This window comes from Geodermatophilus sp. SYSU D00965, from assembly GCF_054050075.1.
The window spans coordinates 166,102-178,430 of sequence record NZ_JBJGYQ010000007.1 but is presented as its reverse complement, the minus strand read 5'-3'; the positions used below and the strand labels follow the sequence as shown (position 1 = coordinate 178,430).

The following is a 12,329-nucleotide window of genomic DNA, read 5'->3' as shown; positions in this document are numbered from 1 at the left end:
CCGGGGCCGCTCACGGCGCGCCGGCCCGTCCCGGGAGAGGGCCGAACGCCGGCGGCGGGATGCGGCGGCGGGAGGCGGCCTCGTAGGCCGAGGCGACCTGCAGGACGACGTCCTCCCGGCCGGGCTCGGCCCGGAAGACGAGCGAGAACGGCAGCCCCGGCTCGGGCAGGGTGGTCGCCCGGTCGGACTCCGTCGGCACGTACTCGGTGCGGTCGGCGCTGAGCGTGAAGACCGGGTCGTGGACGGTCCGGACGTAGCCCGCCGGGACCAGGACCTCGGTCAGGCCGGCGTTGGGGCCGGAGAAGGACTCCGGGCGGAGGTTCTGCGGGGTGCCGGGTTCGATGGCGGAGCCGATCTTCCCCGGCGGGAGCGGGGTGTGCAGCCGGACGAGGACGTCGAGGTGGTTCTCGAGCAGGACCATCACGTCCACCCGTCGCAGCAGCTCGCGGAGCATGATCCGCTCGGGGATGCCCTGGCGCTGGTCGAGCGGGTTGCGCACGTCGGTCACCTCCTCCCAGTTGCGCCACCAGGCCCGCTGGTCGTCGCCCCAGAACTTCGAGCGGGCGTTGAGCGCGGCGAAGTCGACGAGGGTCTCGGTGTGGCCCCGCGCACGCCAGTCGGCCGCGCGGCGGGTCAGGTACTGGGGGATGTGGAAGCGGAAGGCCATCGCCAGCTCCTGGTCCTGGACCGTGGCGAGGTCCAGGTTCGCCGGCGCGGCGATGCGCTCGTCGGCCAGCTCGACCAGGTAGTCGACCGGCTGCATGCTGCCGGTCCCGAACACCCGGCCGGGCACGAACTCCGTCGGGACGACGGCGGCCGCGACGTCCGGGAACAGCGGCGTCCCGTCCGGCCGCAGGCGGAACAGCAGGTCCGGCAGGAAGACCGGCACCAGGCGGGCCAGCGCCCGCCGGAAGTCGGTGACCATGGGTTCGGCGTCGGGGTCGGGCGACCAGAGCGGGTCGGCGGACTCGACGAGGGTGGCGCCCAGGTGCCGGCCGAGGACCGCCGTGATCTCCGCGGCGGCGCGCGGGGGGATGACCGAGGAGGCGGGGGCGTCGGGGCGGGTGAGCATGGACTCGCGGACGACGCCGATCCGCGTGCCGCGCAGCGCGCCGGCCTCCCCGGTGCGCCGGGCGTGCGGGGCGTAGGCGGGCAGCACGCTCGATCGCGGCACGGTGGTGTGCGGGTCGCGGGGGTCGTAGTAGCCCTCGACGGGGTCGCGGAGGGCGTCGAGGACCCGGGCCGCGTCGTGCAGCGTGCGTGCGAGGACCCCGGTCCGGTCGACGTGGATGTCGGCGCCGATGGCCCCGCCGTCGAAGCCGAGCATCGCCTTGTGCGGGAGGACCAGCGCGACGGCGTTGTGGTTGGCCGGGCCCCGGCACGACGCCCGGGTCTCCTCGCCCAGGCTGCACATGACGAGGTTGGCGCTGACCGAGACGCCGGACCCCGAGCTCGAGCCCAGCGACGCCGACCGGGTGGTGTCGTAGGGGTTGGCCGGGTTCCCGCCCCAGGTGCTGCGCTGGTAGCCGAGGGTGGAGGGCAGGACGGCGTCGGGCCGGTGGCGGCCGCCCGGGTCGCCGACCCGGCCGTTGTACTCGGTGCAGACCGCCTTGGCGTAGATGATCGCGCCCTTCGCGCGCAGCTGGGCGACCAGCGCGTGGTCTCGCGCCGGGAAGTCGATGTCGAACCGGGCGTCGGCGCCGCCCGTGGTGCGCATGTCCGCGGTGTCGAAGGGGTCCTTGAAGGAGAAGACGACCCCGTACACGGGCATCGCCTCGAGGTCGGGGTCGCGGCCGTACGCGGCGTCGAGCGCGGCGGCCTGCTCGAGCGCGTCGGGCTGCCGGCGGAACAGCTCGCACACCGCCGGCGCGTCCGGGGGCAGCGGCCCGTCGTCGGGGTGGCGGTCGAAGTCGCCCCGGCAGGTGACCGACCGCTCGCCCCGGATGTTCAGGGTGGCCAGCGCGTTGAGCTGTCCGCCTCCGGGGATCCCGGCGATCATCCCGAACTGCTGCTGCACCCCCGGGTCGGAGGCGGTGGCCTCCATCCGGCCGAACTCCAGCGGCGGCCCCTCGTACTTCTCCAGGTCCGGGAGGATCGTGGCGGCCGCGACGGTCTCCGTGGGGAACCGCAGCGGAGCCCCGGCCCGGACGGTGCCGGTGGCGGGGGGCACCGGAGCGCCGTCCGCGGTCACGAGCCGGCTGGCCACGCCGTTGTAGGCGCGTGCCCGGTCGATGTAGTGCTGCACGACCTCGACGCAGGTGACCTCCCCGGCGCGGATGGCCCGGTGGAGGTCCTCGATGGTCGCCTCCTCCAGCCGGAAGGGCCGGCCGGGAGTCGGGTCGTCGGTCATCGGTCGCCCCGTCCGTCGTCGGTGGTGGAGGACGCAGGGCCGGCTGCGGGCCGGTCGTCGGCGAGGGCGGCGGCTGCGTGTGCCACCGCCCGGAGGACGCGCTCGTGGCTGCCGCACCGGCACAGGTTCCGCTCCAGCGCCTGCGCCACCGCGGGCCGCGGCGGGGCCGCCTCCGCCCGGAGGAGGGCGCACGCGGAGACGAGGATGCCGGAGCTGCAGTACCCGCACTGGGCCGCCTGCAGGTCCAGGAAGGACCGCCGCAGCGCCTCCATCACGCGGTCGCCGGCCAGCCCCTCGACGGTGACGACGTCGTGTCCCTCCGCGGCCTCCACCGGGACGTCGCAGGACGGCGTCGGGTGCCCGTCCAGCAGCACCATGCAGGCGCCGCACTGGGCCAGCCCGCAGCCGAACCGGGAGCCACGCAGGCCGAGGTCGTTGCGGAGGAGGTGGAGCAGCGGCGCGTCCCCGCGGCAGGTCACCTCCTCCTCTCGGCCGTTCACGCGGAGGCGGAAGGTCGCCTCCGGGGGCAACCGGCGGGCGGTGCTCCACGCGGGGCGGCTCACCGAGCGGCTCCGGCGGGCGTCGTCCGGCTGCCCGGCCCCGCGCGGCCGGTCACCCCAGCACCGAGTCCAGCCACCCGGCGACCAGCTCCCCGACCGCGGCCTCGTGGCCGGTGTAGAAGTGGTCGCAGTCGGCCAGGATGCGCACGTCGACGGGCCCGGCCGCCACCTCGGCGAACCGTTCGGCCGGGTACATGCCCGGGTCCTCGCGGTCGCCCCGGACGTAGAGGACCGGGCAGGTGATCTTGGTGGCGTTGTCCAGGAGGACGGGCAGGTTCTCCGCCAGGTCCACGAAGGACCCCGCCGTGATCACGTAGAACCAGCCCGGCAGGAGCAGGAGCTCGTCCGGCCGGCCCGCGTCGACCAGCTCGTGCGCCCGCCGGGTCAGCTCCGCGAGCCGGTCGCCGGCCAGCAGCCCGAGCTCGGACCCGCGGCGGAGCATCTCCCGGCCGCCGAGGTGCGCCGACAGCAGCACCAGGGCGGGGGTCTCGGGATGGCGCACGACGTGCTCGGAGGCCAGCATCCCGCCGTTGCTGTGGCCGATCACGACCGGGGCCGGGTACCCGCGGTCGGCCAGCCACCCGGCGGCGCGCTCGTTGTCGTCGATCGCCTGCGCCGTCGTCTGGTAGGCGTTGCCCTCCGCGACGCGGGTGCGGGCGCTGACGGTGTCGTGGCCGTGCCGGTTGTAGCTGAGCACCGCCAGCCCGGCGGCGGTCAGGTGCGGCGGGAGGAACCCCGAGGCGCCGTAGTAGAAGTTCATGCCGTTGCCGTGCATGAGCATCGCCGCCGTCCGCGGCGGCCGGCCGGGCTCGTAGAACAGGCCGTCCAGCGGCGTCCCCAGGGTCGGGATCGACACCAGCTCGGCGAGGACCGGCGCTCCCCCCGGCCGGGCGGGCGTCACCGCGCCAGCGCGACGGTCCGCCGCTCCTGCGCGGAGCGGGTCAGCGCGGCGATGAGCTCCACGCTGCGCAGGCCGTCCACGCCCGACGGGCTGGGGTCCTCCCCGCGCAGGACGGCGTCGGCGAACGCCTGGACCGTGGCGAGGAAGGCGCCGCCGGTGGAGACGGTGCGCTCGCTGGTGCCGTCGGGGCCGATGACGGTGAAGGTGCCGGTCAGGTTCGGCCGGGTGACGTTGCGCCCGAGCACCGTGCCCTCGGTGCCGTGGACGGAGAGGTCCTGCTGGGGGTTGGGCAGCGACTGGTTGGCGTTGACGTAGGCCAGCGCGCCGTTGTCGAAGCGGAGCACGGCGAGGGCGAGGGTGTCGACGTCGTAGCCGGGCTCCACGTCGACCACGGCGGTGGCCTCCACCACCTCGGCGTCGAGCAGGTAGCGCAGCAGGTCGAAGGCGTGCACCCCGAAGTTGTTCATCACCCCGGCGCCGGCGAGGGCGGGGTCGGTGCGCCAGCTCTTCGGCAGCATCCGCCCGGGCCCGAGCTGCAGCTGCACCAGCCGCACCGGCCCGATCTCCCCGCGGGCGACCAGCTCCCGCAGGTCGCCCATCCCCTCGTGCCGCCGGGTCTGGAAGGTGATGCCGAGGCCGACACCGGCCTCCCGGCAGGCGGTGACGGCGCGCTCGGCGTCGGCCACCGTCGTCGCCAGCGGCTTGTCGCACAGCACGTGCTTGCCGGCGGCCGCGGCCGCGACCACCTGGTCGGCGTGCAGGGCGTTGGGGGTGGCGATGTAGACGGCGTCGACCGCGGGGTCGACCAGCAGCGCGCCGAAGTCGTCGTAGGCGGACGCGGCACCGTGCCGACCGGCGAAGTCCCGGGCCCGGCCCAGGTCGCGGCTGACCACCCCGACCAGGGTGCTGTTGTCCGCGGCGGCCACGGCGGGGGCGATCTCGGTGTCGGCGATCCGGCCGAGGCCGACGATGCCCCAGCCGATCCGGTCTGCGTCAGTCATGGGGAGCCTCTCGGTCGTGGGGGTGCGCGGGCGCCGCCGGGCCGGGCCGCGGCGGCCGCCCGGGAGCGGCCGCCGCGGCACCGGTCAGGCCTGGGGGATCACCGGCAGCAGCAGGTGGGAGGGCCGGTCCGGCCCGGTGTGCACGGTGACGTCGCCGCCGAAGACCTCCGCCGGACGGTCACGCGGGTCGTCGTGCTTGAACGGGCCCACGCCGTTCCACACGCCGGCGAGCTTCTCCCCCTCGTCGCTGACGTCCCCGGGGTAGACGTAGTCCCTGCCGCGCACGGTCAGCCCGATGCGGTGGCCCGGCGGCACGACGATGCACGTCGGCCAGATCTCCACGTCGAGCTCGTACACCTCGCCGGGCGCGAGCGGCTCGATCTCGTCGTGGGTGTGGTACGGCCGGTAGGGCAGCGACAGCTCCTTGTCGAGCTTGCGGTGGGAGGCCCGCAGCCAGCCCTGCGCGACCGGGGTGTGCGGGTCCAGCGCCCCGTGGAAGACGACCTCCTTCAGGTCCGGGCCGAACACCCGGACGACGAGGAAGAGGTCGGCGTCCTCCGTCGCCGACGAGACGAACAGCTTCGCCGCCAGCGGGCCGGTGATCTCGGTCTCCTCCTGCACCGGCGGCAGCAGGAAGGTCACACCGTCGCCCATCCCGGCGTAGGTGACCGAGCCGGCCGCCTCCGGCGCCTCGGTCGAGAGGGTGAGGTCCCGGGCGTCGAGGTGGTACTCGGTCCACTGCGTCCGGGCCAGCGGCCACTCCTGCTCCCGCCGCTCGACGAACCGCTCCCCCGGGTGCCGCACCTGCAGCAGCACCGGCGGCTGGTCGGCCCAGCCGGTGTCCTCGCCCTTGAGGAAGTGGCCGAAGAACTTCTTCTGCAGGGCGACGCCGTAGTCGGTGTAGAACTCCGTCCAGTGCTCCAGCCCGTGCACCTCCAGCCACTTCTGCGAGCTGGCCGAGCGCACGAAGCCCTCGAAGTTGCCCCGCGGGTGCAGGCCCTGGCCGCCCCAGTTGGCCGAGGAGAGCAGCGGCGTCTCCACCTTGCTCCAGTCGGGCATGCGCGACTGCCAGTACTCGGCGGTGTCGAGCTTGTTGGCCAGACAGTCCTCGTAGAAGTCCCGCCGGTTGGCACCGAGCTGCTCGGGGGTCAGCGTCTCCGGCCCGGAGACCCAGTCACCGGTCAGCCGGCTGCGGTAGCCGTTGGTGCCCTTGCCGTTCTGGACGCTCCAGACCTGCGCCTCCGACCACGCCTTGGTGAACCCGTTGCAGAAGATCCCGCCGTGGTGGGCCATGTCCCGGTAGAAGTCGGCCGCGCCCTCCCAGGTGCAGATGGCGGCCAGGTGCTCCGGCTGCAGGGCCGCGGTCTGCCACTGGTTCTCCGCGAAGTAGGAGATGCCGTTGAGCCCGACCTTGCCGTTGGACCACGGCTGCACGCCGGCCCAGTCGACGCAGATCGCGAGGTCCTGGGCCTCCCGCAGCGACCAGATGTCGATGACGCCCTCGGAGGTGCCCGCACCCCGGCTGTCCACGCGGATGACGACGTAGCCGTCGGGCACCCACTTCTCCGGGTCGACGACCTCCCACACCTGGTACTTGTTCGTCGACCCCGTCGGCACGTCGGGGTGCTCGGCGCACATCAGGTGCCACTGGAAGGCGTAGCCGTCCTCGAAGTGCAGCTGCTTGCCGTAGGGCCCGAGGGTCATGATCACGGGGTAGCGGCCCTCGGCGGGCGGCCGGTAGATGTCGCACCGCAGCACGACCCCGTCGTCCATCACGATCGGCATGTCCCAGTCGATGAGCATGCCGTCGCGCAGTTCGGTCTTCTCCCGGTGGCGCATGGATCTCCCTCGTCGTCGGATGCGGGCCGCAGGGCGGCGGACCTGGTGGTGGGGCTCAGCCGACCTCGCGCTCGGCGGCGATCACGTCCTGCATGAGCAGGTCCCAGACGTGTGCGGTGACCTCCTGGAACCGCGCGGTCTTGAGCGTCGCGCGGGTGCGGGGGTGCGGGATGCCCACGTCGATGACCTCGTGGATGTGGCTGGGCCGGCCCTTGAGCACCACCACGCGGTCCCCCATGAGGACCGCCTCCTCGATCGAGTGGGTCACGAACATCATCGCGATCGGGCGGGTCTCCCAGATGCGCAGCATCTCGAACTGCAGGATCTCGCGCGTCTGGGCGTCGATGGCGCTGAAGGGCTCGTCCATGAGCAGGACGCGGGGTTCGACGGCCAGCGCCCGGGCCAGGCCCGCGCGCTGCTGCATGCCGCCGGAGAGCTGGTGCGGGAAGGCCTTCTCGAAGCCGGCGAGGCCGACCATCTTGATGTACTCCGGGACCACCTCGGCGATGCGCTCCTTGGGCGCCTTCGCCAGCTTCAACCCGTAGGCGACGTTGTTGTAGACGTTCTTCCACGGGAAGAGGCCGAAGTGCTGGAAGACCATGCTCACCCCGGGCGTCGGCCCGTCGACCGGCTTCCCGTCGATGGTCACCGAGCCCGAGTCGAGCCGGGTCAGCCCGTCGACGCTGCGCAGCAGGGTGGTCTTGCCGCAGCCGGACGGGCCCACGATCGAGACGATCTCGCGGTCCTGGATGGTCAGGTCGATGCCGTCGAAGACGGTCAGGTCGCCGTAGCGCACCGCCGCCCCCGAGACGACGACGCGGGGGGCGGTCGAGGGCCCGGTCGCGGCGCCGCCCGGGGCAGCGCCGGGGCCGGTGGTGGATCGGGTCATCGCTGCGCTCCTCGTCCTCGGGTCCCTCAGGCGCCCGGGATGATCGGGAGCAGGAGGGAGGACTGCCGCTCCCCGCCGGTGTGGACGGTGACCGTGCCCTCGAACAGCTCGGCGGGCCGGTCGACGGGGTCGTCGTGCACGAACGGGCCGCACCCGGTCATCGGGTTCTTCATGTTCGACAGGTGCTCGGCCGGGCCGGGGTAGACGTAGTCCTTGCCGCGGACGTCGAGCTGCAGGGTGTAGCCGGCCGGGATCACCAGGCAGGTCGGCCAGATCTCGACGTCGAGCTCGTACACCGTGCCCGGCTCGAGCGGCTGGATCTCGTCGTGGGAGTGGTAGGGCCGGTAGGGCCGGGACAGCTCCTCGTCGAGCTTGCGGTGCGAGGCCCGCAGCCAGCCCTGGGCGACCGGCGTGTGCGGGTCGAGGGCCCCGTGGAACACGACCTCCTCCCCCTCCGGCGAGAAGACGCGGACGACGAGGAACAGGTCGGCGTCGGCGGTGCTGGACTCCACGAAGAGCTTCGCGGCCAGCGGGCCGGTGATCTCGGTCTGCTCGGGGAACGGGCCGAAGGAGAACGTCGCGCCGTCGCCCGTGGTGTCGTAGGCGACAGAGGCCGCGGCGGCCGGCTGCTCCTCGCTGAGGGTCCCGGCGTCGGCGTCCAGGTACAGGCGCGTCCACCGGGTCCGCTCCAGCGGCCAGGACTGCTCGTGGCGCACCGCGAAGGTGCTGTCGACGTGCCGGATGTTCAGCTGCACCGGCGGCTGGTCGGTCCAGCCGTTGTCCTCGCCCTTGAGGAAGTGGTCGAAGAAGCGCAGCTGCAGCTCGCGCCCGTAGTCGGTGTAGAAGTGGCTCCAGTGCTCGAGGCCGTGCATCTCCAGCCACTTCTGCGACGCCGCCGACCGGCCGTAGCCCTCGACGTTGCCGCGCAGGTGCAGCCCCTGTCCGCCCCAGTTGCCGGTGGACAGCAGCGGCACCGTGATCTTCGAGAAGTCCGGCGTCCGCTCCCGGTAGACCTCGTCGTCGAGCGGGTGGCTGCGGTACCGCTCGTCGAGGTCGGTCAGGTTCTCGGCGAGCTCCTCCTTGCTGAGCTTCTCGTCGCCGCAGACCAGCAGGCCGGAGTTCGGGTCACGGGGGCCGTCCTCGCCGCGGCCGTACTGCACGGTGGTGACCTGCATGGGGATCCAGTTGGCGACGAAGGTGCAGAGGATCCCGCCGTGGTGGCTCATGTCCCGGTACCAGTCCGACGCGCCCTCCCACACGCAGATCGCCGCCAGGTGCGGAGGCTGCAGCGCGGCCACCTGCCACTGGTTCATGGCGTAGTAGGAGATGCCGTCGAGGCCGACCTTGCCGTTGCTGTACGGCAGGGTGCCCGCCCACTCGATGCAGTCGTAGAAGTCGCGGGTCTCGCGGGCCGACCAGAGGTCCATCTTGCCCGGCGAGCGGCCGGCGCCGCGGGAGTCGACCCGGATGCAGACGTAGTCGCGGGGCACCCACTTCTCCGGGTCGACGACCTCCCAGTTCTGGAAGCGGTTCGTCGAGCCGGCCGTGACGTCGGGGTGGTTCCTGGCCATGATCTCCCAGGAGGTCCGGTAGCCCTCCTGGAACGGCAGCCCCTTCCCGTACGGGCCGTAGGTGATCAGCACCGGGAAGCGGCCCTCCCGGGCGGGCCGGTAGACGTCGGCGCGCAGCAGCAAGCCGTCGTCCATCTCGATGGGCACGTCCCACTCGATGAAGATGTCCTCGGGCGTGGTCTCGCGGTGGTGTGCGCCGGGGGTCTCGGTCAGGGCCACGGGGGAACTCCTCCTCGACGGGGCCGCCGCGTCGCGGCGGGTGGGACGGGGGCGCACCGGCGGCGCACCCCGGGACGGAACGGTCAGCGGCCGTACCAGGGCAGGAACCGCCGCCGGGCCAGCGTCAGCAGGGCCCGGGCGGCGACGACGAAGAGGGTCAGCACGATGACCCCGACAAAGGCCTGGTTCTGCTGGAAGCTGCGGCTCTGCTGCAGGATCGAGTAGCCCAGGCCGGGGACGCCGGCGAGGAACTCGACGGCGACGGCGGTGACCAGCGCACGGGCGATGGCCAGCTGCAGACCGGCGATGAGGTACGGGATCGCGTTGCGCAGGGCGATCCCGAACCAGATGTTGTGCAGACGCGCCCGGAAGGTGCGGGCCACGTCCAGGTACTCCTTGGGGATGGCCCGCGACCCGTCGGCCGTCGTCACCACGATGGGCAGGAACGCCGACAGGGCGACGGCGACCAGCCGGGTCTCGGCCGTGTAGCCGAGCCAGATGGTCATCAGCGGGACCACCGCGACCATGGGCAGGGTGTAGAGGGCGCTCACGTAGGACGTGAAGAACCAGCGCACGAGTTTGATCCGGCCCATCGCCAGCCCCAGGACCAGCCCCGCGGCGGCGCCGATGAGGACGCCGTAGACGACCGAGCCGATGGTGGCCCAGGCGTCCTCCCAGAACTGCTCGCTGGCGAACACCTCCGGGACGGCCTGCGCCACACCCAGCGGGCGGGCGATGAACGGCGACTCCAGCATCCGCGCACCCAGGTCCCAGAGGACCAGGATCAGCACGCCGGTGATCACCCGGAGCAACCAGTTCGGCGGCCGACGGCGTTCCCGCCGCCGTCCCGGCGGGACCGCCTGGGGCGTGCCCGAGGGCTCGCCGGGCAGGGGTACCGCCTCGGTGGCCGTCGAGCCCTGACCCGCGGGTGCGCTCACCGGCCGGCCCGCGGCGGCCGGCTCCCTGGTGCCGGTTCGCTTCGTGGTCATCCGGACAGCCCCTCCCGCCAGCCGGCGAAGCGCCGCTCGACGACCCCGCTCACCCCCATCAGGCTCACCGCGATGACGGAGATGACCAGGGTCACCGCGAGCGCGCCGGCGGAGTCGAAGTTGGTCGACGCGCGGATGAGCAGGTCCCCGACGCCGGTGGCGTTGAGGAAGAGCTCGGCGATGATCGTGCCGACCAGCGCCCCCGCGATGCCCTGCTTGATGCCGGTCACCGCGTACGGGACCGTGTAGGGGATCACCACGTCGGCCCACAGCTGCCGCTCGGTGGAGCCGTAGGAGTGGGCGACGTCGAGCAGCCGGCCGGGGACGCTGCGGGCGCCCTCCATCGCGCTGATCAGGATGGGGAAGATCGCCGTCAGGACGACGACCAGGACCTTCGCCCGGAAGTCGAACCCGATGCCGGCCAGGATGAACGGCACCAGCGTGATCACCGGGATGGCGTAGAGCCCGTACACGTACGTCTCCACCGCCGCGGTGACCAGCGGGAACCGCGCGAAGACCAGCCCGAGCGGGAGCCCCAGCACGATCGACAGCACCAGGCCGGTGAGGAAGATCTTGCCGGAGGACACCAGTGCCGCCGGCAGCTCGCCGTTGCTGATGAGCTCACCCAGGCGCGCCATCGTCTCGGTGAAGCTCGCCAGCAGCAGCCCGCTCCCGGCGGCCGCGAGCTGCCACACGACCGCGAGCACCACCAGGCTGAGGGCGTAGACGCCCCAGCGCGCCCATCTCTCCGTCGCCATCCCGATCGCTCCCCCTCGGTGGCGTGCCGGTCAGTTGCTCGACTCGACCAGCTGCTGGGCCTCGTCGTAGATGCTGGGATCGATGAGGTCCTCGTAGGTCGGCGCGTTGGCCTCGGTGATGGCGCCGGCGTCGATCTGCTCCTGGATGACGCCCTCGACCTTCTCCTGGACCAGGCCCGAACCCTCCGGCCAGAACTCGAAGTCGAGGAAGAGGTCGACCGCCTCCTGGGCCACCTCGACCGGCTGCTGGTTGTACTTCGAGGCGATCTCGGCGAAGCGCTCGGAGTTGGCCGGGTCGCGGACGAACTCGTTGGCCTCGATGTAGGCCGCGGTCAGCCGGACGACGGCGTCCCGGTTCTGCTCGATGTAGTCGGTCGTCGCCACCTGGAGCACGTAGTGCGTGTTCGGGTTGACGTCCTTGACGAGGCTGATGACCTCCTCGACGTTGGTGTCGGTGGTCGCCTCGATGAACGCCTCCTCGTCGTAGTGCAGGTTGGCGATGGTCACCTGGCCCTGCACCAGGGCCTGGATGACCGGCGGCCCGGCGAAGTTGACGAACTCGACGTCGTCCACGGTCAGGCCGCAGGAGGCGAGCATCGTGACGGTGGAGTTGTAGCGGGCACCGCCGGTCTGGTCGACCGCGATGGTCTGGCCCCGGAGGTCCTCGCAGCTGGTGATGGCCGGGTCGGTGGTCCCGAGGTAGTAGTCGGGCTTGTCCATGCCGACCATGCCCTTGACCGGCGCGCCCTCGGCGACGACGTTCACCAGGCTCGACGTGGACGTCAGGGCGGCGTCGATCTGCCCGCCGATGACGGCGCGCACGGAGTCGGCACCGTTGGCGAAGTTCTGGAAGGTGACGTCCAGGCCGTACTTGTCGAGCATCCCCTCCTCGTCGGCCACGTGCATCATCAGGCTGCCGTAGACCACCGGCGTCCCGGCGGTGCCGAAGGTCAGGGCGATGGTGTCCCCTCCGCCTCCGCCACTGCCGCCTCCGGCGGACCCGGAGTCCGCGTCGTCCCCACCGCAGGCGGTGGCGGCCAGCAGCACGGCGAGGCAGGCGCCTGCCATCCGCGAGCGTCGAGTGGTGCGTCCAAGAGCGGTCACGGGCTTGCCTCCGGGCGTGGGAGGGACTGCGGACAGCGATCCGGTCACGCCCGGCACGTCCACGCAACCGTGGCTTGCGCCGGGCTCGGGCGACGAAGTTAGCGGCGATGTGACGCGCAGCACTCCACGATCCGGACAGATCGACGGC

Annotated in this window: 10 protein-coding genes; all 10 read right to left on the bottom strand. The window is 72.6% G+C overall.

Features of this window, described 5'->3' with window-relative positions:
- Positions 1 to 10: 10 nt before the first annotated feature.
- The 10 genes from ACI789_RS09000 to ACI789_RS08955 all read right to left on the bottom strand — a co-directional run bounded on the left by ACI789_RS09000 (position 11) and on the right by ACI789_RS08955 (position 12,145).
- Positions 11 to 2,350 (bottom strand): amidase family protein, encoded by a 2,340-nt coding sequence (locus ACI789_RS09000; protein WP_457008169.1) that lies wholly within the window; start codon positions 2,348 to 2,350, stop codon positions 11 to 13.
- Positions 2,347 to 2,913, bottom strand: coding sequence for a (2Fe-2S)-binding protein (locus tag ACI789_RS08995; protein WP_457008167.1), 567 nt, complete (start codon positions 2,911 to 2,913; stop codon positions 2,347 to 2,349). Before ACI789_RS08995 ends, ACI789_RS09000 begins: the two co-directional genes overlap by 4 nt.
- Before the next feature lie 49 nt (positions 2,914 to 2,962).
- A complete protein-coding gene (locus ACI789_RS08990) occupies positions 2,963 to 3,811 on the bottom strand; it encodes an alpha/beta hydrolase (protein ID WP_457008165.1) in 849 nt (282 codons plus the stop codon).
- On the bottom strand, positions 3,808 to 4,812 hold the full coding sequence (locus ACI789_RS08985) for a Gfo/Idh/MocA family protein (RefSeq protein WP_457008163.1): 1,005 nt from the start codon (positions 4,810 to 4,812) through the stop codon (positions 3,808 to 3,810). The genes ACI789_RS08990 and ACI789_RS08985 overlap by 4 nt, the downstream gene beginning before the upstream one ends.
- An 84-nt stretch (positions 4,813 to 4,896) precedes the next feature.
- Positions 4,897 to 6,651 (bottom strand): CocE/NonD family hydrolase, encoded by a 1,755-nt coding sequence (locus tag ACI789_RS08980; RefSeq protein ID WP_457008161.1) that lies wholly within the window; start codon positions 6,649 to 6,651, stop codon positions 4,897 to 4,899.
- A gap of 55 nt (positions 6,652 to 6,706) precedes the next feature.
- Entirely contained in the window at positions 6,707 to 7,540 is an 834-nt protein-coding gene (locus tag ACI789_RS08975; RefSeq protein WP_457008159.1) for an ABC transporter ATP-binding protein, read from the bottom strand.
- Positions 7,541 to 7,566: 26 nt separating this feature from the next.
- On the bottom strand, positions 7,567 to 9,330 hold the full coding sequence (locus ACI789_RS08970) for a CocE/NonD family hydrolase (RefSeq protein WP_457008157.1): 1,764 nt from the start codon (positions 9,328 to 9,330) through the stop codon (positions 7,567 to 7,569).
- An 83-nt stretch (positions 9,331 to 9,413) separates the two neighbouring features.
- A complete protein-coding gene (locus tag ACI789_RS08965; RefSeq protein ID WP_457008155.1) occupies positions 9,414 to 10,319 on the bottom strand; it encodes an ABC transporter permease in 906 nt (301 codons plus the stop codon).
- The gene (locus ACI789_RS08960; RefSeq protein WP_456917582.1) at positions 10,316 to 11,077 is read right to left on the bottom strand and encodes an ABC transporter permease; all 762 of its coding nucleotides are present in this window, start codon (positions 11,075 to 11,077) and stop codon (positions 10,316 to 10,318) included. The genes ACI789_RS08965 and ACI789_RS08960 overlap by 4 nt, the downstream gene beginning before the upstream one ends.
- Before the next feature lie 30 nt (positions 11,078 to 11,107).
- The gene (locus tag ACI789_RS08955; RefSeq protein ID WP_457008153.1) at positions 11,108 to 12,145 is read right to left on the bottom strand and encodes an ABC transporter substrate-binding protein; all 1,038 of its coding nucleotides are present in this window, start codon (positions 12,143 to 12,145) and stop codon (positions 11,108 to 11,110) included.
- Between the last annotated feature and the right edge of the window lie 184 nt (positions 12,146 to 12,329).